The 23,096-nt window shown below is 70.0% G+C and carries 18 protein-coding genes and 5 pseudogenes; 14 read left to right on the forward strand and 9 right to left on the reverse strand.

From position 1 onward, the window contains the following. Nucleotides 1-8 precede the first annotated feature (8 nt). Complete coding sequence (locus EZH22_RS17590) at nucleotides 9-1,541, reverse strand: acyl-CoA carboxylase subunit beta (RefSeq protein ID WP_203191815.1); 1,533 nt, start codon at nucleotides 1,539-1,541, stop codon at nucleotides 9-11. A 228-nt stretch (nucleotides 1,542-1,769) separates the two neighbouring features. Between EZH22_RS17590 and EZH22_RS17595 the strand changes: the two genes are divergently transcribed. The 4 genes and pseudogenes from EZH22_RS17595 (at nucleotide 1,770) to EZH22_RS17615 (ending at nucleotide 6,407) form a co-directional block, all read left to right on the forward strand. After that, a complete protein-coding gene (locus EZH22_RS17595; protein ID WP_203191816.1) occupies nucleotides 1,770-3,194 on the forward strand; it encodes a helix-turn-helix domain-containing protein in 1,425 nt (474 codons plus the stop codon). Between the two features lie 156 nt (nucleotides 3,195-3,350). Continuing rightward, nucleotides 3,351-3,494: pseudogene (locus EZH22_RS32920) on the forward strand (SH3 domain-containing protein); the annotation flags it as partial. A 1,032-nt stretch (nucleotides 3,495-4,526) separates the two neighbouring features. Next, nucleotides 4,527-4,961 (forward strand): hypothetical protein, encoded by a 435-nt coding sequence (locus EZH22_RS17610; protein WP_203196836.1) that lies wholly within the window; start codon nucleotides 4,527-4,529, stop codon nucleotides 4,959-4,961. 100 nt (nucleotides 4,962-5,061) lie between these two features. Continuing rightward, nucleotides 5,062-6,407: pseudogene (locus tag EZH22_RS17615) on the forward strand (glutamate--tRNA ligase). A 72-nt stretch (nucleotides 6,408-6,479) separates the two neighbouring features. Here EZH22_RS17615 and EZH22_RS31910 read toward each other — a convergent pair. The 3 genes from EZH22_RS31910 to EZH22_RS17625 all read right to left on the reverse strand — a co-directional run bounded on the left by EZH22_RS31910 (nucleotide 6,480) and on the right by EZH22_RS17625 (nucleotide 8,935). Next, complete coding sequence (locus EZH22_RS31910) at nucleotides 6,480-7,016, reverse strand: DUF2865 domain-containing protein (protein ID WP_231711022.1); 537 nt, start codon at nucleotides 7,014-7,016, stop codon at nucleotides 6,480-6,482. After that, on the reverse strand, nucleotides 6,899-7,633 hold the full coding sequence (locus EZH22_RS31915) for a hypothetical protein (RefSeq protein WP_231711023.1): 735 nt from the start codon (nucleotides 7,631-7,633) through the stop codon (nucleotides 6,899-6,901). The genes EZH22_RS31910 and EZH22_RS31915 overlap by 118 nt, the downstream gene beginning before the upstream one ends. A gap of 213 nt (nucleotides 7,634-7,846) precedes the next feature. Further along, nucleotides 7,847-8,935, reverse strand: coding sequence for a TRAP transporter substrate-binding protein (locus EZH22_RS17625; RefSeq protein ID WP_203196609.1), 1,089 nt, complete (start codon nucleotides 8,933-8,935; stop codon nucleotides 7,847-7,849). A gap of 303 nt (nucleotides 8,936-9,238) precedes the next feature. Between EZH22_RS17625 and EZH22_RS17630 the strand changes: the two are divergent. After that, nucleotides 9,239-9,688: pseudogene (locus tag EZH22_RS17630) on the forward strand (CreA family protein); the annotation flags it as partial. A gap of 46 nt (nucleotides 9,689-9,734) precedes the next feature. On the opposite strand, the gene EZH22_RS17635 reads toward EZH22_RS17630, so the two are convergent. Continuing rightward, complete coding sequence (locus EZH22_RS17635) at nucleotides 9,735-10,046, reverse strand: hypothetical protein (RefSeq protein ID WP_203191818.1); 312 nt, start codon at nucleotides 10,044-10,046, stop codon at nucleotides 9,735-9,737. Between the two features lie 565 nt (nucleotides 10,047-10,611). Between EZH22_RS17635 and cysS the strand changes: the two genes are divergently transcribed. The 4 genes and pseudogenes from cysS to cimA all read left to right on the forward strand — a co-directional run bounded on the left by cysS (nucleotide 10,612) and on the right by cimA (nucleotide 14,751). Further along, entirely contained in the window at nucleotides 10,612-12,000 is a 1,389-nt protein-coding gene (gene cysS / locus EZH22_RS17640; protein ID WP_203191819.1) for a cysteine--tRNA ligase, read from the forward strand. After that, nucleotides 11,997-12,497 carry a GNAT family N-acetyltransferase gene (locus EZH22_RS17645; RefSeq protein WP_203191820.1) on the forward strand — a complete coding sequence of 167 codons (501 nt, stop codon included), beginning with the start codon at nucleotides 11,997-11,999 and terminating at the stop codon, nucleotides 12,495-12,497. The genes cysS and EZH22_RS17645 overlap by 4 nt, the downstream gene beginning before the upstream one ends. Nucleotides 12,498-12,576: 79 nt before the next feature. Continuing rightward, a pseudogene (locus EZH22_RS32925) lies at nucleotides 12,577-12,768 on the forward strand (endonuclease domain-containing protein); the annotation flags it as partial. Nucleotides 12,769-13,152: 384 nt separating this feature from the next. Then, nucleotides 13,153-14,751, forward strand: a complete 1,599-nt coding sequence (gene cimA / locus EZH22_RS17650) for a citramalate synthase (RefSeq protein ID WP_231711025.1) — start codon at nucleotides 13,153-13,155, stop codon at nucleotides 14,749-14,751. 37 nt (nucleotides 14,752-14,788) lie between these two features. On the opposite strand, the gene ku is transcribed toward cimA, so the two are convergent. From ku to EZH22_RS17665, 3 genes are all read right to left on the reverse strand, one after another. Continuing rightward, a complete protein-coding gene (ku, locus tag EZH22_RS17655) occupies nucleotides 14,789-15,589 on the reverse strand; it encodes a non-homologous end joining protein Ku (RefSeq protein ID WP_203191822.1) in 801 nt (266 codons plus the stop codon). A 29-nt stretch (nucleotides 15,590-15,618) separates the two neighbouring features. After that, nucleotides 15,619-15,807, reverse strand: coding sequence for a DUF3008 family protein (locus tag EZH22_RS17660; RefSeq protein ID WP_203191823.1), 189 nt, complete (start codon nucleotides 15,805-15,807; stop codon nucleotides 15,619-15,621). 121 nt (nucleotides 15,808-15,928) lie between these two features. Then, nucleotides 15,929-16,120, reverse strand: coding sequence for a DUF2934 domain-containing protein (locus tag EZH22_RS17665; protein WP_203191824.1), 192 nt, complete (start codon nucleotides 16,118-16,120; stop codon nucleotides 15,929-15,931). 232 nt (nucleotides 16,121-16,352) lie between these two features. Between EZH22_RS17665 and amaB the strand changes: the two genes are divergently transcribed. Together amaB and EZH22_RS17675 are read left to right on the forward strand one after the other, a co-directional pair. After that, a complete protein-coding gene (amaB, locus tag EZH22_RS17670) occupies nucleotides 16,353-17,885 on the forward strand; it encodes an L-piperidine-6-carboxylate dehydrogenase (RefSeq protein ID WP_203191825.1) in 1,533 nt (510 codons plus the stop codon). A 160-nt stretch (nucleotides 17,886-18,045) separates the two neighbouring features. Next, a complete protein-coding gene (locus tag EZH22_RS17675; protein WP_231711026.1) occupies nucleotides 18,046-18,480 on the forward strand; it encodes a hypothetical protein in 435 nt (144 codons plus the stop codon). 59 nt (nucleotides 18,481-18,539) lie between these two features. On the opposite strand, the gene EZH22_RS17680 is transcribed toward EZH22_RS17675, so the two are convergent. Beyond that, entirely contained in the window at nucleotides 18,540-19,121 is a 582-nt protein-coding gene (locus EZH22_RS17680; RefSeq protein WP_203191827.1) for a TetR/AcrR family transcriptional regulator, read from the reverse strand. Nucleotides 19,122-19,345: 224 nt separating this feature from the next. On the opposite strand from EZH22_RS17680, the pseudogene EZH22_RS17685 reads away from it, so the two are divergent. The 3 genes and pseudogenes from EZH22_RS17685 (at nucleotide 19,346) to EZH22_RS17695 (ending at nucleotide 23,092) form a co-directional block, all read left to right on the forward strand. Further along, a pseudogene (locus tag EZH22_RS17685) lies at nucleotides 19,346-20,550 on the forward strand (acyl-CoA dehydrogenase). A 185-nt stretch (nucleotides 20,551-20,735) separates the two neighbouring features. Continuing rightward, complete coding sequence (locus EZH22_RS17690) at nucleotides 20,736-21,911, forward strand: CaiB/BaiF CoA transferase family protein (protein ID WP_203191828.1); 1,176 nt, start codon at nucleotides 20,736-20,738, stop codon at nucleotides 21,909-21,911. A 5-nt stretch (nucleotides 21,912-21,916) separates the two neighbouring features. Continuing rightward, complete coding sequence (locus tag EZH22_RS17695) at nucleotides 21,917-23,092, forward strand: NAD(P)/FAD-dependent oxidoreductase (protein ID WP_203191829.1); 1,176 nt, start codon at nucleotides 21,917-21,919, stop codon at nucleotides 23,090-23,092. Nucleotides 23,093-23,096 lie beyond the last annotated feature (4 nt).

Here is a 23,096-nt window from a genome sequence, read left to right on the forward strand (position 1 = left end):
GAAGCCGGTCACACCGGCATGTTGTCGTGCTTGCGCGCGGGCTGCTCCAGCTTCTTGGTGCGCAGCATGGCGAGCGCGCGGGCAAGGCGCCGGCGGGTGGAGTGGGGCATGATCACCTCGTCCACATAGCCGCGCTCGGCCGCCACGAAGGGCGAGAGGAAGCGTTCCTCGTAATTCTTGGTCTGGGCGGCGATCTTCTCCGGGTCGCCCATGTCGGCGCGGAAGATGATCTCCACCGCCCCCTTGGCGCCCATCACCGCGATCTGCGCGGTGGGCCAGGCATAGTTCACGTCGGCGCCCACGTGCTTGGAGGCCATCACGTCATAGGCGCCGCCGAAGGCCTTGCGGGTGATGACGGTGACCAGCGGCACGGTGGCCTGCGAATAGGCGAACAGCAGCTTGGCGCCGTGCTTGATGAGGCCGCCATATTCCTGGGCGGTGCCGGGCAGGAAGCCGGGCACGTCCACGAAGGTCACGATCGGAATCTCGAAGGCGTCGCAGAAGCGCACGAAGCGGGCCGCCTTGCGGGAGGCGTCGCTGTCGAGCACGCCGGCCAGCACCATGGGCTGGTTGGCGACGAAGCCCACCGTGCGCCCCTCGATGCGGCCGAAGCCGGTGACCATGTTGCGGGCATAGGCGGCCTGGATCTCGAAGAAGTCGCCCTCGTCCACGACCTTGAGGATCAGCTCCTTGATGTCGTAGGGCTTGTTCGGGTTGTCCGGGATGAGGGTGTCGAGGCTCTCGTCGATGCGCGCGGGATCGTCGAAGGAGGGCCACTCGGGCGAGCCCTCCAGGTTGTTGGCCGGCAGGAAGTCGATGAGCCGCCGGGTCTGCAGCAGCATCTCCACGTCGTTCTCATAGGCGCCGTCGGCCACCGAGGACTTGGAGGTGTGCACCTTGGCGCCGCCCAGCTCCTCGGAAGTGACGGTCTCGTTGGTGACGGTCTTCACCACCTCCGGGCCGGTGACGAACATGTAGGACGTGTCGCGCACCATGAAGATGAAATCGGTCATGGCCGGGGAGTAGACGTCGCCGCCGGCGCATGGCCCCATGATCAGCGAGATCTGCGGAATGACCCCCGAGGCGATGACATTCCGCTTGAAGACTTCGCCGTAACCACCGAGCGCCGCCACACCTTCCTGGATGCGCGCGCCGCCGGCGTCGAACAGGCCGATGATCGGCGCCCGGGTCTTCAGCGCCATGTCCTGGATCTTGGTGATCTTGCGCGCGTGCTCCTCGGAGAGGGAGCCGCCGAACACGGTGAAGTCCTTGGCGAAGACGAAGACCTTGCGGCCGTTCACGGTGCCCCACCCGGTCACCACGCCGTCGCCGGGGACCTTCTGGTCGGCCATGCCGAAGTCCACGCAGCGGTGCTGGACGAAGGTGTCATATTCCTCGAAGGAGCCGCGGTCCAGGAGCAGCTCGATGCGCTCGCGGGCCGTGAGCTTGCCGCGCGCGTGCTGCGCCTCGATGCGGCGGACGCCGCCGCCGAGGCGCGCGATGCCGCGCCGGCTCTCGAGCTCTTCGAGGATGTCCTTCATGCCGAGCGCCCCTCTCTGGGATGGAATTGTAAACTAGAGTGTAGCGGCGGGCGGCGCGAAGGAAAGGGCGCCGAACGCACCTTCCTCCGCGCCTGCCTCCCGGCCCTGACCGGACTTGAGCCGGCTTGTTCGCTAGCAGGTGGCGTGCGACATTTGAATATGTAAAAGTTCCGTATTGTAATTTGTGAATTCTTCACAATCGCGAACCATGGCTGGGGGGAGGGCGCCATGCGCCAGAAGGTGTATGCCGGCCACGCGGTGCGGCGGCTGCGCGAGAAGCTGGGGCTGAAGCAGAGCGAGCTGGCCCAGCGCCTCGCCGTCTCGCCGTCCTACATCAACCAGATCGAGAGCAACCAGCGTCCGCTCACCGCCTCCGTCCTCATCGCCATTTCCCGCACCTTCGCGGTGGACATCACCTCGTTCGGGGCGGAGGATCTCGACCGCCTGGTGGCGGACCTGCGGGAGGTGGCCGCCGACCCGTTCTTCCGCGACCTGGACCTGGGGTTGCAGGACGTGAAGGCGGTGGCCAACCTCTCGCCCGTCTTCGCCCATGCGTTCCTGCGCATGCATGTGGCGCTCCAGCGGACGGCGGAGTGGCGCGCCTCCCTCGATGACATGCTCGCCGCCGGCGTCGCGCCGGGCGGGGACGATGCCAAGCTGATCCCCTACGAGGAGGTGCGCGACTTCTTCCATTACATTGACAATTACGTGGATGGCCTTGATCGCGCAGCGGAAAATGCCGCCCTTGCGCTCGGCGTGCTGGACGGGGCGGACCCCGCCGCGGCCTTCGCCGCGCATCTCTCCCGCCGGCACGGCGTGCAGGTGGAGGTGGACCGGCCCGACCCCGAGGCCCCCCTCTCCCGCTTCGATCCGCGGGCGCGGCGGCTCGTGCTGTCCGGCGTGCTGACGGCGCCCACGCGCGCCTTCCGCATCGCCGCCACCATCGCCCAGCTGGAGCACGCCGACCTGGTGCAGGAGACGGTGGCCTCGGGCGCCTTCCGCAGCCAGACGGCGGCGGAGATCTGCCGCCTCGCCCTGCACAATTATTTCGCCGGGGCACTGATGCTGCCCTATCGCCGCTTCCTGGAGCTGGCGCGGACGCTGCGGCACGACCTCGACCGGCTGGTGCTGGAGACCGGGGCGAGCCTGGAGCAGGTGTGCCATCGCCTCTCCACCCTGCAGCGGCCGGGGGCGAAGGGGGTGCCCTTCTACTTCGCCAAGGTGGACCGGGCCGGCAACATCACCAAGCGCCATTCGGCGACCCGCTTCCAGTTCGCCCGCCATGGCGGCGCCTGCGCCGCCTGGAACGTGCACGAGGCGTTCGAGATGGCGGGCCGCACTCTGGTGCAGGTGGGCGAGATGCCCGACGGGGCGCGCTACATCTGCCTCGCCCGCGCGGTCTCCACGCCCAGCCTGCGCCACGGCCAGCCCTCCCGCGCCTTCGCCTTCGGGCTCGGCTGCGAGGTCTCCTTCGCCCACGACATCGTCTATGCGGACGGGCTGGATCTCAAGGCGGCGCCGGTGGCGCGGCTCGGCGTCTCCTGCCGCATCTGCCCGCGCCGGGATTGCGACCTGCGGGCCTTCCCGCCCCTCGACCGGGAAATTCGCATCGACGGGAACGTCCGCGGCATTGTTCCGTTTACCATTTCCTGACGCAATTCGGCCGTGCTGCCGCTCAGGAAACGTCGCGCCTTGGCACATGAAACGCCATGAGCGCGGCGCTAGAGTAACAACGTCGACTCTCTCCGAGTCGAATGGGAGTGATCCATGAGGGTGCTCAGACTGGCTGGCTGGGTCGCCGGCCTGGCGATGGCAGGGATTGTGTCCGCGCAGGCGGCGCCGGCCTACTCCACCGCCAACGTGAATATCCGGACCGGCCCGGACACCGAATTCCCGAGCCTCGGCGTGATTCCCGAGGGCTCCCCGGTCGATATCCAGGGCTGCCTCCAGGATGAATCCTGGTGCGACGTCAGCTGGATGGACTACCGGGGCTGGGTCTACAGCGAATATCTCGGCTTCGAGCAGGAAGGCCGCACCGCGGTGCTTCCCGACTGGGGCGTGGCCGCCATCGGCGTGCCGGTGGTCGCCTTTGCCGCGTCCCAGTACTGGAACCAGTATTATGTGGGCCGGCCGTATTATGTGAACCAGCCCTGGTACGCCGATCGGTACCGGTGGGAGGGCTATAATCCCCGCCCGCGTCCCGGCTGGGGTCCGCCGCCTCCCGGGCCGCGTCAGCCCGGCTGGTGGCGCTCCGGCTACATGCCGCCTCCCGGCATGCGTCCGCCGCCGCCCGCGCCGCCGCCGCCCCCTCCGGGCTGGAACCGTCCCGGCGGGCCGGGTTACCCCGGCGGCCCCGGTGGTCCCGGCTATCCGGGCGGTCCCGGTCGTCCGGGTGGCCCCGGCGGACCGGGTGGTCCCGGCTATCCCGGCGGACCCGGCACCCCCGGTGGTCCGGGTGGTCCCGGCTATCCTGGTGGCCCGGGTGGTCCCGGCGGTCCTGGTGGTCCCGGCACTCCCGGTGGTCCGGGCGGCCCTGGCGGTCCCGGTCGTCCCGGCCAGCCCGGCATGCCTCCCGGTCAGCCCGGCGGTCCTGGTGGTCCTGGCACTCCCGGTGGTCCGGGTGGTCCGGGCGGTCCCGGTCGTCCCGGCCAACCCGGCCTGCCTCCCGGTCAGCCCGGCGGTCCTGGTGGTCCCGGCACTCCCGGTGGTCCGGGCGGCCCTGGCGGTCCCGGTCGTCCCGGCCAGCCCGGCCTGCCTCCCGGTCAGCCCGGTGGTCCTGGGGGTCCCGGCACTCCCGGTGGTCCGGGCGGTCCCGGTCGTCCCGGCCAACCCGGCCTGCCTCCCGGCCAGCCCGGTGGTCCTGGCGGTCCTGGCACTCCGGGTGGGCCTGGTGGTCCCGGTCGTCCCGGCCTGCCCGGCTCGATTCCTGGCCAGCCTGGCCAGCAGCCTGGACGGCTGACCCCGCAGGAGCGGCAGCAACAGCAGTTGCAGCAGCGCCAGCAGCAGCTGCAGCAACGCCAGCAGCAGTTCCAGCAGCGTCAGCAGGATCAGCAGCAGCGTCAGCAGCAGCAGATCCAGGAGCGTCAGCAGCGTCAGCAGCAACAGCAGCAGCAGATCCAGCAGCAGCGTCAGCAGCAACAGCAGCAGATGCAGCAGCAGCGTCAGCAGCAGCAGCAGCGCCAGCAGGAACAGGTCCAGCAGCGTCAGCAACGCCAGCAGGAGCAGGTCCAGCAGCGCCAGCAGCAGATGCAGCAACGCCAGCAGCAACAGCAACAGCTGCAGCAGCAGCGCCAGCAGCAACAGCAGCAGTTCCAGCAGCAGCGCCAGCAACAGCAGCAACAGCGCCAGCAGCAGCAACAGCAGCAGCGCCCGCAGGGCGGCCGCCAGAACTGCAACGGGCCGGACTGCCCGCCGCGCTGACGAACCGGAGCCCGGCCCGCAAGGCCGGGCTCCTTCCTTTCAGGCCACGGCGCCGCCGAGCCCATCGACGGACGGGCCGCGCCGGGCTATGGGCTGGCGCATGTCTCGTCCGGTCTTTCGCTTCGCCCCCTCGCCCACGGGGCTCCTGCATGTGGGCAATGCCCGCACCGCCTTGCTCAATGCGCTGCTCGCCCGGCGCGGCGGCGGCACCTTCATCCTGCGCTTCGACGACACCGACGTGGTCCGCTCGAAGGCGGAATATGCCGATGCCATCCGCGCCGATCTCGCATGGCTCGGCATCGCGCCCGACCTCGTCGTCCGCCAGTCCGACCGCGTCGCCGACTATGCCGCGGCGGCCGAGCGCCTGAAGGCGGCGGGCCGCCTTTATCCCGCCTACGAGACCGAGGAGGAGCTGGAGCTGAAGCGCCGGCTCCAGCGCGCGCGGGGCCTGCCGCCGGTGTATGACCGCGCCGCCCTCGCCCTCGCCGAGGCCGACCGGGCGCGGCTGGAGGCGGACGGCCGGGCGCCGCACTGGCGCTTCCGCCTCGCCCAGCGCACCGTCGCCTGGGAGGACGGCGTGCGCGGCCCGCAGCAGGTGGACACGGCGAACCTCTCCGACCCGGTCCTCGTGCGGGCCGACGGCTCCTACCTCTACACGCTGCCCTCGGTGGTGGACGACATCGCCCTCGGGGTGACGGACGTCATCCGCGGCGAGGACCATGTCACCAATACCGCGGTGCAGATCGAGCTTTTCGAGGCGCTGGGCGGCGCCGTGCCGCGCTTCGCCCACCACAATCTCATCACCCTGCCGAGCGGCGAGGGGCTGTCCAAGCGGCTCGGGCATCTCTCCCTCGCCGCCTTGCGCGCGGACGGGCAGGAGGCCCTCGCCGTGGCGGCGGCGGCGGTGCTGGTGGGCACGTCCCATGCGGTGGAGGCGGTGGCGGACCTGGAGGCCCTCGCGGCGAAGGTCGAGCTCTCCGCCATCTCCCGGGCGCCGGCGCGCTTCGATCCGGAGGAGCTTTCGGCCCTCACCGCCCGCACCCTGCACATGATGCCCCACGCCGCCGCCGCGCCGCGCCTTGCCGCCCTCGGCATCGGCGGCGGGGACGCCTTCTGGAGCGCGGTTCGGGGCAACCTGTCCCGCTTCGCCGATGCGGCCGACTGGTGGGAGACGGTGGCGACCCCCGCGCGGGGCTGGTGGCGGACGCGGACCGCGACTTCCTCGCCGTCGCGGCGGCGGCGCTGCCGGCGGAGCCGTGGGACGGGACCACCTATGCCGCCTGGATCGGCGCGGTGAAGGCGGCGAGCGGGCGCTCGGGCAAGGCGCTGTTCCATCCGCTGCGCCGCGCCCTCACCGGCCGCGACACCGGTCCGGAACTGGCGGCGCTGCTGCCGCTGATGGGACGCGCGCGCGTCGCCGGGCGACTTCCGGGCGGGACGGCGTAGCCGGTCGGAGGACGCGGCAGGGCGCGGGGCCGCGCCGGCCCAGCCGGAGCGGCCCGGGAGCCGTCCCGTGCCTTACTGGCCCGTGCCTTGGCCTGCGCCCTGGGGGGTGTTCTGCGGGGCGGCGCTCTGCCGGGCCTGCGAGCGGGGCATGGGGACGATGCGCACCTGCCGCTGCCCCGGCTGCTCCGACTCGGGGGCGAGCGGGGCATCGGCCGTGGCGGCGACGGGGCCGCCCGCGGCCTCGGCCGCCGTGGGGCCCTTGGGCGCCTGCGCCTTGCCCTTGCCGGGATCGTTGAACTTGGGCTGCGACATCTCCCGCGCCTGCTCCTCGGTCACCAGGATGTCGCCCTTCTTCAGGGTGGTCTCGTCCTCGACGCCGGCGAGGGCCTGCGCCCACGACTGGCCCGCCGGCTTGCAGGTGCAGGAGGGCACCAGCTCCTTGCGGTAGCGCAGGGCATTGGGCAGCGACATGTAGGACTGCCCGGAGATGCTCACCGCCGACTTGATGTCGCCGCCATAGGTGAACAGCTGCGCTTCCGAGCCCGGGCACAGCCGCTTGCACAGCTGGTCGTCCTGCGCCGCCCGGCTGGAATTGGTGCCGCTGGCCATGGGGAAGAAATAGCCGTCGCAGGTGCGCACGCAGACCGTGCGCGAATAGGACGGCTTCGCCTGCTCCAGGGGGCGAGGTCGATGTCCGGCGCGCTTTCCTCGACGTCGTTCTGGGGGGCGCCGAAGATGGCCTCGAAGAAGTTCTTCGGCCGCTGCGGCTCGGATCGCCGGGCGGCCTGGACGGCGGCGGTGTATTGCGGCCCGCAATTGTTCTGGGCGAGGGCGACGATGAGCGCCCGGCGCTGGCCGCTCTGGTCCGTGCCACCGCGCTCGATGCCCGCGAGCGAGGAGCGCAGGCGGGAGATCTGGTCGCTGATCTGGTCGCATTCCGGCGGGCGCGGGGGCCCCTGGAAGATGAGGAAGCCGCGCGGCGCGTCACAGCCCATGCCACGGGCCTGCGCGCTGAGGCGGTCGAGGTCGGAGCGCATCTTCGCCGCCTGCGCCTGCTGGGCCGCCGCGTTGCCGCCGCGATCGAGGGACGCGAGCGCGCCTTCGAGCTGGGCGCAGCTGGCCCCCTGCGCCCATGCCTGGGTGACCGCGCTGATGCCGGTCGCGGCCACGAGGGCCGCGAGCGCCAGCTTGCGGCCTGTGACGCCCATCCGTCGCGAAAGACCCATTCCTACCTTCTCGCTCGCTCGAAAACGCCCCCGGCCGCCCTCGGCGTCGCCGTTTGTCCCTCTATAGCCCGACAGGGCCGGCCAATGGTGACGAAACTGTGGCTTCGTCCCGTCCCGCCGGCCGGCCGCGCGCCGCATCGGCCCCCGCTCAAGCCCGCGCGGCGCAAGCCCGCGCGGCGCCTGAGCGAAACCCGCCCGGCATCGGATCGCGCGTCAGATCTTGCCGCGCGATCGGATGTTGAAGTCGTCGAAGGCGTATTCCGCGATCCGCCACCACACCAGCTGCTCGCCGCGGATGGCGTTCATGGAATCCAGCGCCTGCTTGAACGCCGGGTTGGTGGCGGCGAGCTCGTTGTAGAGCTCGAACGACGCCTTGTGCCCGGCCTCCATGATCGAGGCGGGGAAGGGGCGCAGTTCCACCCCCTGCTGCACCAGCCGGCGCAGGGCGGGCGGGTTCACCGAATCGTATTTCGCCAGCATCCAGTTGTTGGCGGCCTCGGCGGCGTTGCGCACGATGGCCTGGTAGTGTTTGGGCAGGGCGTTCCACTGGTCGTTGTTGACCACCAGGTGGAGCATGGCGCCGCCTTCCCACCAGCCCGGATAGTAATAGTATTTCGCCACCTTCACGAGGCCGAGCTTCTCGTCGTCATAGGGGCCGACGAACTCCGCCGCGTCGATGGAGCCGCGCTCCAGCGCCGGATACACGTCACCGGGGGCGATCTGCTGGGGCACCACGCCGAGCTTGGCCAGCACCTGCCCGCCGATGCCGCCGATGCGGAACTTCAGCCCCTTGAGGTCCTCGACGCCGTTCAGCTCCTTGCGGAAGAAGCCGCCCATCTGGCACCCCGAATTGCCCATGGGCATGGAGGTGACATTATACTTGGCCAGCACGCCGTTGATGATCTCCGCCCCGCCGCCGAAGAACCACCAGGAGTGCTGCTGGCGCGAATTGAAGCCGAACGGCACGCCGGTGCCGAAGGCCAGCGCCGGGTCCTTGCCGGTGTAGAAATAGGTGGCTGTCTGCGCGCACTCCACCGAGCCCTTGGACACCGCATCGAGCGCCTGCAGCCCCGGCACCAGCTCGCCGGCCTGGAAGGTCTGGATCTGGAAGCGGCCGTCGGTGGCCTCGGACACGTACTGCGCGAAGATCTGCGCGGTGCCGAAGATGGTGTCGAGCGCGCGCGGGAAGGAGGAGGTGAGGCGCCACTTCACCTCCGGCTGCGTCTGCGCCACCGCCGGTGCGGCAAGGGCCCCCGTGGCGAGCGCACCCGCGGATGCGCCAATGAAGTGCCGGCGCCTGATGTCCATGTCTTGCTCCTTGGGCCTTTTTTTGTCGGAGGTATTTTTCCAAACCGGGCGATGGGGCGAAGGGGTGTCATGGCGCGCGCCGCGCGTCAATCGCCGGCTGGCGCCCGGCCCGCCGGCCTGCCGGGGCAAGGCGGCGCGGCGCGGCCCCGCCCGCCCTTCCGTCCCGCCGTGCGCCGCTTATATGGAGGAAGCCAATCAGGGGGGTCCCATGAAGCCTGTGTTCGTCCGGCCGCGCGCGGTCATCCACCTTCTCGCCGCGCTGGCGCTGTTGCTGCCGGTGCTCGGCGCGGGGGCGCCTCGGCGCAGGAGCCGAACCTCATCTTCAAGAAGTCCACCGTCTGGAAGTTCCTGACCCCCGACGACAAGCTCGCCGTCTACGGCATCGATGATCCGGTGGTGGACGGCGTCGCCTGCCACTACACGACGCCGGAGAAGGGCGGCGTGAAGGGCATGGTCGGCCTCGCCGAGGAGGTCTCGGACATCTCGCTCGCCTGCCGGCAGGTGGGTCCCATCTCGTTCAAGGGCAAGTTCGACCAGGGCGACGTGGTGTTCCGCGAGAGCCGGTCCTTCTTCTTCAAGAAGATGCAAATCGTGCGCGGCTGCGATACCAAGCGCAACGTGCTGGTCTATCTCGTCTATTCCGACAAGCTGATCGACGGCAGCCCGAAGAATTCCACCTCCACCGTGCCCATCATGCCGTGGGGCGGCGGCGCGGACGTGCCGAAATGCGCCGATTTCCTGCGGTGAGCGCCGTCCCGGCGCGCGGCCCTGGCGCGCGGTCCTGGCGTGCGCCTCACCGCGTGCAAGTGATGGCCACGGCTTCCGCGCACAGGGGGCCGGTGCAGGCGGCCTCGGCCGCGCCGGCGCGGGTCGAGGTGAGCGGGGTTTCCGCCACGCGGCCGAAATCGATGGCGTGGTCGTAATCATGCGAGCGGCACCAGGCGGCGGCCGCCTTCTCGCCGCAGGGCGCGCCCGACGACAGGCAGGCGTCGATGCCGTATCCGTCGGAATTGTCGATGATGAAGATGCGGGTTTCGGCCGCGGCGGGGACAGCGAGCGACAGGCCCGCCACGGCCGCGAAAACCAGCGCTTGAATGATCTGCATGGGGAACGAACGGCCTCTCGGACGAAGGCGCAGGACCTGCGCCGTCCCGAAGGACGGCATCCGCAGGACGCTGCAGGATGCCGGGGACGGAGGGGACGGACCGCGCGGGATGAGCCGCCCGGGTGCCGCTGGCGCGCCTTCGCCTCCGGGATAGCCGCGCCGGCCGGCACCGGTCAAGCGCGGCCCGATAACACTTTCAGGAGCGGGCCGGCGGCCGCCGGCCGGGGGCGGGGAGGGCATGCCGTGCCTCCCGGCTCGCCGCCGGTGAAGCGCGCGGCGTCCGCCCGCGGCCGTGCGAAAGCTCTTGACGCCCGCGCCCGCCCGAACCATTGTCCCGCGCCATGAACGGTCGAAATGCCATCATCCGCGCCTTCGCGGCGATTATTTGCGGTTAGCCGAAAAGCTGGCCGCGGCCGTCCCTTGCTGCACCCTTAAATCTTAAGGACCTGGACGCCCCGGCCGGTGGACCGGCACGGCGCATTGCGCGCCAGGGGCTCGCGCCGTTCCGCCTTGCGGGGCGGGGCAACGCGATCCCCCTTCGGTTAAGAGTTCGGGGGAACGATCCATGGAGCTCAGGCTCTACAACACCTTGACCCGGTCGAAGGACACGCTGCGCCCGCTCGATCCGGCGCGCGTGCGCATGTATGTGTGCGGGCCGACGGTCTACGACCATGCCCATATCGGCAATGCGCGCCCGGTCATCGTCTTCGACGTGCTGTTCCGCCTGCTGCGCCGGCTGTACGGGGCGGACCATGTGAAGTACGTCCGCAACATCACGGACGTGGACGACAAGATCAACGCCCGCGCCGCCGAGCGCTCCATCTCCATCCGCGACCTCACGGAGGAGACCTACCGCTGGTTCCGCGAGGACACGGCGGCGCTGAACTGCCTGCCGCCCAGCGTCGAGCCGCGCGCCACCGAGCACATCGAGGAGATGAAGACGCTCATCGAGCGCCTCGTGGCCTCCGGCAACGCCTATGTGGCCGAGGAACACGTATTGTTCAACGTGCCGTCCATGCCCGACTATGGCCGCCTCTCCCGCCGCCCGCTGGACGAGATGATCGCCGGCGCCCGCGTGGACGTGGCCCCCTACAAGCGCGACGCCATGGACTTCGTGCTGTGGAAGCCGAGCGATCCGGGCGTGCCCGGCTGGCCTTCCCCCTGCGGCATCGGGACCCCCGGCCGGCCCGGCTGGCACATCGAGTGCTCGGCCATGTCGTGGAAGCACCTGGGCGAGACCTTCGACATCCATGGCGGCGGCATCGACCTGGTGTTTCCCCACCACGAGAACGAGATCGCCCAGTCGCGCTGCGCCTTCCATTCCGGGGTGATGGCGCAGATGTGGATGCACAACGGCTTCCTGATGCTGGAAGGCGAGAAGATGTCGAAGTCCCTCGGCAACTTCGTCACCATCCGCGAGCTCTTGGAGGAGTGGCCGGGCGAGGTGCTGCGCCTCGCCATGCTCTCCACCCACTACCGCCAGCCCATCAACTGGACCCGCCAGGGCCTGGGCTTCGCCGCCAAGACGCTGGACAAGTGGTACCGCGTCATCGGCGAGGCGGAGGCCGAGGCGGGGGACGACAATCCGTTCGAGAGCGAAATCGCCGAGCGCCTCGCCGACGACCTCAACACGCCGTCCGCCATCACCCACCTGCACCACCTCGCCGAGGTGGCCGAGCACGAGGACACCTCGTTCGCCCTGCGCCGGCGGTTCAAGGGCGCGGCCAACCTGCTCGGGCTTCTCGCCGACACCGAAACCGGGTGGCGCGCGCGGGGCAAGGAGGCCAAGGCTCTGGACGAGGGCGTCATCGCCGGCCTCATCGCCGAGCGCCTCGCCGCCCGCAAGGCCAGGGACTTCAAGCGCGCCGACCAGATCCGCGAGGAACTGGCGGCGCAGGGCATCGTGCTGATGGACAACAAGGACGGGACCACCACCTGGGAGGTGTCGCGATGAGCGCGCGCCTGTCCCTGCGGCCCTATCTGCCCGCCGACGCGCCGGTGCTGGCGGCCCTGTTCCGCGCCTCCATCCTGGATCTCACCGGCGAGGACTATGACGAGGAGCAGCAGGAGGCCTGGGCCGCCGCGGCCGACGACGAGGCCGCCTTCGCCGCGCGCCTCGCCGGCCAGCTCACTTTGGTGGCGCTGAAGGACGGCGCGCCGGCGGGCTTCGTCGCGCTCAAGGACAATACCCACATCGACCTGCTCTACGTGCACCCGGACGCCGCCGGCGCCGGCGTCGCCCGCGCGCTGTGCGATGCGGCGGAGGCGCTGGCGAAGGGCCGGGGCGCCAAGGCGGTGACGGTGGACGCCAGCGACACGGCGCTCGGCTTCTTCCAGAAGCGCGGCTACGAGGCCCACCGCCGCAACATGGTGCCGCTCGCCGACACCTGGCTCGGCAACACCGCCATGAAGAAGAAGCTGGGGGACAACGATGCCGTCCCCCGGCACTGAGGGGCGGAGCGCCGCGAAATCCTCCCGCGCAAGGGCCTTGCGCGAGAGCATGACGGATGCCGAGCAGAAGCTGTGGCGGATGCTGCGCGATCGTCGACTGGAGGGATCGAAGTTTCGCCGCCAAGTTCCGGTCGGCCCCTATGTTGCGGATTTCCTGAGCTTCCAGCACCGGCTGGTGGTGGAAGCGGACGGCGGCCAGCACGCGGAATCCGCGCGGGACGCGGTGCGCGATGCGTATTTCGCGGCCAATGGTTTCCGTGTTCTGCGGTTCTGGAACAACGACATCCTCTTGGGGACGGAGTCCGTTCTGGAAGCGATCTATCAAGCGCTGCGCGAAACCCCTCACCCCCAACCCCTCTCCCGCAAGGGGAGAGGGGAGGCAAAGTGGGGAAGCCCCTCTCCCCTCGCGGGAGAGGGTGGATCGCGGCGCGGCCGCGCGACGGGTGAGGGGGCTGGTGCCGCCAGATCCGTGGCGGGAGATGGACCGCACCGTCCCGCCACCCCTCACCCCCGGCCCCTCTCCCGCGAGGGGAGAGGGGAGGCAAAGCGGGACAGCCCCTCTCCCCTTGCGGGAGAGGGTGGATCGCGGCGCAGCCGCGAGACGGGTGAGGGGGCCGGCGTCGCCGCAGGAACGGCCGGAGGAAAGACCAGATCCATGCCGAGCAAAGAACGCCTCTACCTCTTCGACACCACCCTGCGCGACGGGGCGCAGACCAATGGGGTGGACTTCACCGTCGCCGACAAGATCCGGGTCCTGGGCCTGCTCGACCAGCTCGGGGTCGACTACGTGGAGGCGGGCTATCCCGGCGCCAATCCCACCGACACCCAGCTGTTCGCCGAGGAGCATCCGGCGAAGGCCCGCCTCACCGCCTTCGGCATGACCAAGCGCCCCGGCCGCTCCGCCTCCAACGATCCCGGCATCGCCGCGCTGCTCGCGGCCAAGGCGGACGCCATCTGCTTCGTCGCCAAGTCGTCCGCCTACCAGGTGCGGGTGGCGCTGGAGACCACGAATGAGGAGAACCTCGCCTCCATCCGCGAGAGCGTGGCGGCGGCGGTGGCCGCCGGCCGCGAGGCGCTGGTGGATTGCGAGCACTTCTTCGACGGATTCAAGGAAGACAGCGACTTCGCCCTCGCCTGCGCCCGCGCCGCCTACGAGGCCGGTGCCCGCTGGGTGGTGCTGTGCGACACCAATGGCGGCACGCTGCCCCATGAGGTGGAAGCCATCGTCGCCGAGGTGGTGAAGGTGGTGCCGGGCGACCACGTGGGCATCCACGCCCACAACGACACCGAGCAGGCGGTGGCGAACTCCCTCGCCGCCGTGCGCGCCGGGGCGCGGCAGATCCAGGGCACCCTCAACGGCCTGGGCGAGCGCTGCGGCAACGCGAACCTGTGCTCCATCATCCCGACGCTGCTGCTGAAGAGCGACTATTCCAAGCGCTTCGACATCGGCGTCTCGCCGCAGGCGCTGGCCGACATCGCCCATGTCTCGCGCACCCTGGACGAGATGCTGAACCGCGCGCCGGACCGCCACGCCCCCTATGTGGGCGAGAGCGCCTTCGCCACCAAGGCCGGCATCCATGCCTCGGCCATCCTGAAGGATCCCGCCACCTACGAGCATGTGGCCCCGGAGGCGGTGGGCAACCGGCGCAAGCTGCTGGTCTCGGACCAGGCGGGCAAGTCCAACGTGCTGGCGGAGCTGGAGCGCCTCGGCGTGCCGGTGGACAAGGCCGATCCGCGCATCTCCCGCCTGCTCGACGAGGTGAAGACCCGCGAGGCGCTGGGCTATGCCTACGAGGCGGCGGACGCCTCCTTCGCCCTTCTGGCGCGGCGCGTGCTCGGCAACGTGCCGGACTTCTTCGACGTGGAGCGCTTCAGCGTGAAGGTGGAGCGGCGCTTCAACGCCAAGGGCGAGATCACCACCGTGGCCGAGGCCATCGTCAAGGTGAAGGTGGGGGAGGAGACGCTCCTCTCCGCCGCCGAGGGCAACGGCCCGGTGAACGCCCTCGACCTCGCTCTGCGCAAGGATCTGGGCCGGTACCAGCCCTTCATTTCCGGGCTGCACCTCACCGACTATCGCGTGCGCGTGCTGAACGGCGGCACCGAGGCGGTCACCCGCGTGCTCATCGAGAGCGCGGACGAGACCGGCGACCGCTGGACCACGGTCGGCGTGTCGCCCAACATCATCGACGCCTCGTTCGAGGCGCTGATCGATTCCATCACCTGGAAGCTGCTGAAGGAAGGCGCGCCGGCCTGAGCGCCTGTCGGCGTTACTTCCTGAGCGCCTGGCGGCGTTACTTGCCGCCGCGCCTCCTCCCGGCCGAAAGGCTGCGTTTCAGCGCGTCCATGATGTTCACCACGTTGGAGGCCGGCTCCGGCGCGGCGGCGGCCTTCGGCCTACGCGCCGGGCGCTTGCTGCGCTTGGCCGCGATGAGGCCGAGCAGGGCGTCCTGCACCGGGTCTTCCACCATGTCCGGCGTCCACGGGCGGGTGCGCTCGGCGATCAGCTTCTTCACCAAAGCAAGGGCGGCCTTGTCGGGGCCGCCATCCGCTGCGGGCGCCCCGTCGAACCGGCGCACCTCGTCGCCGTAGCGCAGGGTCCACAGCACCAGGCCGCGCCCGCGCGGCTCGACCATCACGGCGCGCTCGCGCCGGTAGAGGACGAGGCGGGCAAGGGCCGCCGTCCGGCTCTGCGCCATGGCCTCGCGGATGACGGCGAATGCCTCCGTGCCCACCTCGTCGTCGGGCACCAGGTAATGCGGCGCGTCCAGATACGCCCAGCCGACGCTGTCGCGCGGCACGAAGCGGTCGATGTCGATGGTGCGGGTGCTGTCGAGGGCGATGGCGTCGAGCTCCTCGTCCTCCAGCAGCACATAGCTGTTCTCGCCGGTCTGGTAGCCGCGCGCCGCGTCGGCCTCGTCCACCGCCTTGCCCGTCCCTTCGTCGAAATAGCGGGACACCACGCGGTGGCCGGTGGCGCGGTTGAGGGTATGGAAGCGCAGCTTCTCGCGCTCGCTCGTCGCCGGCGTCATGGCCACCCGGCAGGTGACGAGGGAGAGCTTCAGATAGCCTTTCCAGAAGGAGCGCGGCGCCATGGTCGCCTCACCAGCCTGCCGGACCGGGCTCAGTCACGGGGCGCATGCGCGGGCTTGCCCTTCCTCTTGGTGGATGCGAGGTCATGGAGCTCCTTCTCGCTCATGGAATCCACCATGGAGTGGGAGGCGCCCTTCAGCTTGCTTTTCGGCTGCTCGCCGCGCTTGGCCGCAAGCGCCGCGCCGGCGGCCATCTGCTGGGCTTTCGATTTGGCAGGCATAAGATCTCCTCCCGCCGCTAGGGCACATTCGGCGAACATCGGTTTGCCGAATGTGCTCCAGGCTTTTGTTTCGACGCGTTTTCTTGACGCAATACCGGAGTCCGCTTTTGCTGAAAACGCTCTAATAGGACCGTCGCCCCTTGAGCACCTGGAGCTCCGCCATCTCCCAGTGGGCGCGGTCGCGGCCCTGCGGATAGCCTTCCTCCCGCCAGATGGCGTGGGCGCGCCGGCGGATCTGGTCGCGCTCGGTTTCGGTGAGGCCGCGCAGCGCAATGTCGGCGGATTTCTCCGGCGTGCTGGTGGTCTGCGGCATGCATCCCTCCTCTTGCATCGGGCGCGCGGCAACCGCCGCCCGCCACAGACCAACGATCCCCGCCGCGGCCGGTTCCCGGCTTCCGCCGCGACGGGCGGGGCGCTTGCCCGCTTCATGGAATCGGGGAAACGCCCTATGTCTTTGCGTGATCGCGTTTTCTTCACGCGAACCGGTCTCCACTTCCCTCGAAAACGCTCTAAAAGGGAAACCGATCGAACCCGAGGAGATGGTGATGTCCCGCTTTCCCGAACCCGGCATCCTTCCGTCTGAGGCCAGGGAGATCCTGACGCGGCTCGGCGTCGGCGGCGATGCCCTCAGGGGTCCGCGCGCGGCGTGCTCGCCGCTCACCGGCGAGGTCCTGGCCCATGTGCCGGAGATGGGTGCGGGGGAGGTGGAGCGGGCCATCGCCCGCGCCCACGCCGCCTATCTTGCCTGGCGCACGGTGCCGGCGCCGCGGCGCGGCGAGCTGGTGCGCCTGTTCGGCGCGGAGCTGCGCGCCGTCAAGGCGGACCTCGCCGCCCTGGTGACGCTGGAGGCGGGCAAGATCGCCTCGGAAGGGGCGGGCGAGGTGCAGGAGATGATCGACATCTGCGACTTCGCCACCGGCCTGTCGCGCCAGCTCCACGGCCTGACCATCGCTACCGAGCGGCCCGACCACCGGATGATGGAGACCTGGCACCCCATGGGCGTGGTGGGCGTCATCTCCGCCTTCAACTTCCCGGTGGCGGTGTGGTCGTGGAACGCGGCGCTGGCCTTCGTCTGCGGCGATGCGGTGGTGTGGAAGCCCTCGGAGAAGACGCCGCTCACCGCGCTGGCGGTGGATGCCGTCTTCCGCCGGGCCGCCGCGCGCTTCGGCGACGTGCCGGAGGGGCTCTCCACCCTGGTGCTGGGCGGCCGCGACGCGGGCGAGGCGCTGGTGGACGATGCGCGCGTGCCGATTATTTCCGCCACCGGCTCCACCGCCATGGGCCGGTCCGTGGGGCCGCGCGTCGCCGAGCGCTTCGGCCGCGCCATCCTGGAGCTGGGCGGCAACAACGCCGCCATCGTCTGCCCCTCGGCCGATCTCGACCTCACGGTGCGGGCGGTGGCCTTCGCCGCCATGGGCACCGCTGGCCAGCGCTGCACCTCGCTGCGCCGCCTCATCGTGCACGACGGGATCTATGACGCGCTCGTCGCGCGGCTGAAGACGGCCTACGGCTCTGTGAGCGTAGGCGATCCGCGCGCGGCGGCAACGCTGGTGGGGCCGCTCATCGACGGCGCGGCGTTCGGCACCATGCAGCTCGCCCTCGACGCCGCGCGCGCCGCCGGCGGCACGGTGACCGGCGGCGAGCGGGTGGGGGAGGCGGCCTTGCCCGGCGCCTTCTATGTGCGTCCCGCCTTGGTGGAGATGCCGGCGCAGACCGACACGGTGGCGGCGGAGACCTTCGCCCCCATCCTCTACGTGCTGCGCTACGGCGCCTTTGCCGAGGCGGTGCGCCTCAACAACGAGGTGCCCCAGGGCCTCGCCTCCTCGGTGTTCACCACCGACCTGCGGGAAGCCGAGCTGTTCCTGTCCGTCACCGGGTCCGACTGCGGCATCGCCAACGTGAACATCGGCCCGTCGGGGGCGGAGATCGGCGGCGCGTTCGGCGGCGAGAAGGAGACCGGCGGCGGGCGCGAGGCCGGCTCCGACAGCTGGAAGGCCTATATGCGGCGCGCCACCAACACCATCAATTACGGCATGAAGCTGCCGCTGGCCCAGGGCGTGACCTTCGAGGTGGGATGAGGTGCGAGGCGGGGGAGGCGGGCTCTTCCCTTTGCGGCGGCAGGGCCTGCCGGCCGCTGCTCGCGGTCCGCAGTGGCGCCTTCCCTCGCGAGCAGCGAGATTAAAAGCCGACATGCCGTCCATGCGGCGGCTTTCCGTGAGGGGAGCAGGGGCAGTGAGAGTGAGGGACTTTACGACAAAGCAGATGGGCGATGCCTGTGAAATGCTCGTCGCAGCTGAATTGACGCTCGCCGGAATTCCCGCCCTGAAGGTTCCCGACAACTGGCCGCAGTACGATGTGATTGCTCAGCCGCTCGGACTTCCGCCGCAGCGCATCTCTGTAAAGTCCCGCACTTTCAAGGTCGGATCAGCCTATGTGGAGTACAACGAGCCAGATCAATTCGACTGGCTTGCAATTGTTATCTTGGGCCAAGGCGAAGGCCATGGCCGCGCCATCTATGTCATCCCGCGCGCCGAGGCCGCCAAAGTGGCGCGGCAGGACAAGCCGACAAGCAAGACCGCGAACATTAGGTATTTTCGGATCGACGAGGTGGAGCGCCTTTTTTCCAGATACCGGAACAATTTCGCGCTCGGGGCGCCGTCCGGCCTGCCATAGGAAGCGAGGAGCATCCGGTTCTGGGCCGTGGAGCGACCGCGATCGGAGCTTCCCAACCCTCACCCCTCCCGCGGCTGCATCCCGCGCAGGACGAGGTCGAAATAGTCCTGCGCCACGTCCTCGGCGCTCTTTTTTCCGCCGGGCTTGAACCAGCGCACCATCCAGCTCAGCAGCGAGAGCACCGCGCGCCCGGTCATGGCCGCGTCGATGCCCCGGAAGGAGCCGTCGGCGATGCCGGCGGCGAGGATCTGGCGCAGCAGGCCCTCATGGGCATCGCGCAGGCGCAGGGCGTCGTCCTTGAGCTCGGCATTGGCCATGCCGGAGAAGCCCACCAGCATGGTGACGAAGCAGTCGTAATTGTCCGCGAGGAAGCGGGCGTGGGCCATCATGTAGTGGCGCAGGCGCTCCACCGGCGGATCGGCCTCCTTCACCGCCTTGGCCGCGGTTTCGTAGAGGCCGGTGAGGGTGAAGATGATGATGGCGTCGTAGATCTCCTGCTTGGAGGAGAAATAATTGTAGATGGCGCCTTTGGAATAGTTCATGGCGCGGGCGAGCTCGTTGAGCGAGCTTTCGGAATATCCCTTCTGGGCGAACAGCTCCGCCGCCTTGCGCAGGATTTCCGCGCGCGGGTCCTGCATCATCGGCGGGCGCCCCAGCCGCGCGGCGGTGGCCGGACCCTTGCGCGGCCGCCCGCGCCGGCCCGCCGAGGCCTGTCCTCCAGGCTCGTCCGTGTCGCGGTCGTCCCTGTCGCGTTCTTCCTGCAGCGGTGCGCTCCCTTGACTGATGCGTGATAGTTATATACCGACTGGTAGGAATGTAAATGCAGCCCGGCAATGACCGCCGGGCCTCCAGCGGGAGACACGCCATGGCCGCCCCTTCGTCCGCCAGTTCCAAGCCCGTCTTCGACTGGGCCGATCCGTTCGACCTCAATGGCCAGCTCACCGAGGACGAGCGTCTGGTGCGCGACACGGCGCGCGACTATGCGCAGGAAAAGCTGCTGCCGCGCGTGACCTCGGCCTATCTGGACGAGCGGTTCGACCGCGAGATCATGAACGAGATGGGCGAGCTCGGCCTGCTCGGCCCCACCATCCCGGCGGAATACGGCGGCGCCGGGCTTGGCTACGTCTCCTACGGCCTCGCGGCGCGCGAGGTGGAACGGGTGGACAGTGGCTACCGCTCGGCCATGAGCGTGCAGTCCTCCCTCGTCATGCACCCCATCTATGCCTACGGCTCCGAGGAGCAGCGCAGGAAGTACCTGCCGAAGCTCGCCAGCGGCGAATGGGTGGGCTGCTTCGGCCTCACCGAGCCGGACGCCGGCTCCGACCCGGCCGGCATGCGCACCCGCGCCGAGAAGATCGACGGCGGCTATCGCCTGAACGGCGCCAAGATGTGGATCACCAACTCCCCCATCGCCGACCTGGCGGTGGTGTGGGCCAAGTCCGCCGCCCACGACAACGCCATCCGCGGCTTCGTGGTGGAGCGCGGCATGAAGGGCTTTTCCACCCCAAGATCGAGGGCAAGCTCTCGCTGCGCGCCTCCATCACCGGCGAGATCGTGCTTGAGGACGTGGAGATCCCGGAAGAGAACCTCCTGCCCAAGGCCTCGGGCCTCGCCGGCCCCTTCGGCTGCCTCAACCGGGCGCGATTCGGCATCGGCTGGGGCGCCATCGGCGCGGCCGAGGCCTGCTACGCGCAGGCTCGCCAGTACACCCTCGACCGCAAGCAGTTCGGCAAGCCGCTCGCCGCCAACCAGCTGGTGCAGAAGAAGCTCGCCGACATGGCCACCGAGATCGCCCTCGGCCTGCAGCTCTGCCTGCGCGCCGGCCGCATGTTCGAGGCCAGCCAGCTTCCGGTGGAGGCGATCTCCTTCCTGAAGCGCAACAATTGCGGCAAGGCCCTGGACATCGCCCGCACCGCCCGCGACATGCACGGCGGCAACGGCATCTCCGCCGAGTTCCACGTCATCCGCCACGCGGCGAACCTCGAAACCGTGAACACCTACGAGGGCACGCACGACATCCACGCGCTGATCCTTGGCCGGGCCATCACCGGCATCCAGGCGTTCTTCTGAGAAGTGGGGGGAATCTCAGCCCGTCAAAAGCTGTCATGCCCCGGCTTGTCCGGGGCATCCAACGCGCCGCTTGGCCGGCCGCCTGACAAACGGCAGAGTGGTTCCCCCGGACAAGCCGGGGGATGACAACGGAAGCGGCGGTCGTGGCATCGTCGTCCGACTCATTCGTCAATACGAGTCCCATCATGTCCCAACCCCTCGCCGGCCTTCGCGTCCTCGAACTTGCCCGCATCCTCGCCGGTCCCTGGTGCGGGCAGATGCTCGCCGACCTCGGCGCCGAGGTGATCAAGGTGGAGCGGCCCGGCGCCGGCGACGACACCCGCACCTGGGGGCCTCCCTTCCTGACCGGGGCGGATGGAGCCGATCTCGGTGCCGCCTATTTCCACGCCACCAACCGCGGCAAGCGCTCGGTCGCCGTGGATTTCGAGACGGAGGCGGGGCAGGCCACCATCCGCGCCCTGGCCCGCCAGAGCGACGTGGTCATCGAGAATTTCAAGCTCGGCGGCCTGAAGAAATACGGCCTCGACTACGAGAGCCTGAAGGCGGAAAATCCCGGCCTCGTCTATTGCTCCATCACCGGTTTCGGCCAGGACGGGCCCTATGCCCGCGCGCGCGGCTACGATTTCCTGGTGCAGGGCATGGGCGGCATCATGGACCTCACCGGCGCGCCCGGGGGCGAGCCGCAGAAGGTGGGGGTGGCCTTCGCCGACATCTTCACCGGCCTCTACGCCACCATCGGCATCCTCGCCGCCCTGCGCCGGCGCGAGTCCACCGGTGTCGGCGGCCATGTGGACATGGCGCTGCTCGACACCCAGGTGGGGGTGCTCGCCAACCAGGCCATGAACTATCTCGCCTCCGGCAAGGCGCCGACGCGCATGGGCAATGCCCATCCCAACATCGTGCCGTACCAGGTCTTTCCCTGCTCGGACGGCTATTTCATCGCCGCCGTGGGCAATGACGGCCAGTTCGCCCGCTTCTGCGCCGTGCTCGGCGTGGCGGAGCTGGCGCACGAGGACGACTACCGCACCAATCCCGAGCGCGTCGCCCACCGGGCGGCGCTGGTGCCGCAGCTTTCGGCCCGCACCGCCGCCTTCCGCCGCGACGACCTGCTCGCGGCGCTGGAGAAGCAGGGCGTTCCGGCCGGCCCCATCAACACCGTGTCCCAGGTGTTCGACGACCCGCAGGTGAAGGCCCGCGGCCTGCGCGTGGACCTCGTCGAGGCCGGCGGCGGCACGGTGCCGGCGGTGGCGAGCCCCATCGTGCTCGACGGCGAGCGGCAGGTGGCGAAGGCCGCCAGCCCCCGCCTCGGGGCGGATACGCAGGCCGTGCTCGCCACCATCGCCGCCCTCGCGCAGGACTGAGGGCGATGGCGGCGTTCGACGTGGTGGTGATCGGCGGGGCGGTGACCGGCTCCTCCGTCGCCTATCACCTGGCGTCGGATCCCGGCTTCGGCGGCCGGGTGCTGGTGCTGGAGCCCGATCCCTCCTACCAGCGCTGCGCCTCGGCCCTGTCGGCGGCGTCCATCCGCCAGCAATATTCCACCGCCATCAACGTTGAGATCTCGCTCCACGGCATCTCCTTCCTGCGCGAGATCGGCGAGAGGCTGGCGGTGGAGGGGGAGCGGCCGGAGATCGGCCTCACCGAGGGCGGCTATCTCTTCCTCGCCGGTCCGCAGGGGCGGGCGGCGCTGGCGGCGGGGCACGGCGTGCAGGTGGCGCATGGCGCCGACATCGCCTTCCTGGAGCCGGAGGCTCTGGCCGCCCGCTTCCCGTGGCTGAATGTCGAGGGCCTGGCCGCCGGCTGCCACGGCCTCTCCGGCGAAGGCTGGTTCGACGGCTACGGCCTCATGCAGGCCTTTCGCCGCAAGGCGCGCGCGCTGGGTGTCACCTACCGCGCGGCGCGGGCGCAGGGGGTGCGGGTGGCGGGCGGCCGGGTGGCCGGCGTGGTGCTGGCGGGGGGCGAGGAGATCGCCTGCGGCGCAGTGGTGAACGCGGCCGGAGCCGGCGGCCGGGCGATCGCGCGCGCGGCCGGCATCGACATCCCCATCCATATGAAGAAGCGGATGATTTTCACCTTCACCGCGCAGGACGAGGTGCCCGGCTGCCCGCTTCTCATCGATCCCAGCGGCACCTATGTGCGACCCGAGGGCCGGGGCTTCCTGTGCGGCGCGGCGCCGGCGCCGGAGGACGATCCGGACAGCGACGATTTCGAGGTGGACCACGCCTTCTTCGACGACGTGGTCTGGCCCGCGCTCGCCGCCCGCGTGCCAGCCTTCGAGCGCATCCGCCCGGGCCGCGCCTGGGCCGGGCATTACGACATGAACGCCTTTGACCAGAACGCTTTCATCGGTCCCGTCGACGGCCTGGAGGGCTTCTACCTCGCCAACGGTTTCTCCGGCCACGGGCTCCAGCAGGCGCCGGCGGTGGGGCGGGGCATTGCCGAACTGGTCGTGCACGGGCGCTATGTGAGCCTCGACCTCTCCCCGCTCGCCTTCTCCCGCCTCGCCGGCAACCGGCCGGTGCGCGAGCTGAAGGTGGTGTGAGCCC

It is taken from the genome of Xanthobacter dioxanivorans, from assembly GCF_016807805.1.
GTDB classification, from domain to species: domain Bacteria; phylum Pseudomonadota; class Alphaproteobacteria; order Rhizobiales; family Xanthobacteraceae; genus Xanthobacter; species Xanthobacter dioxanivorans.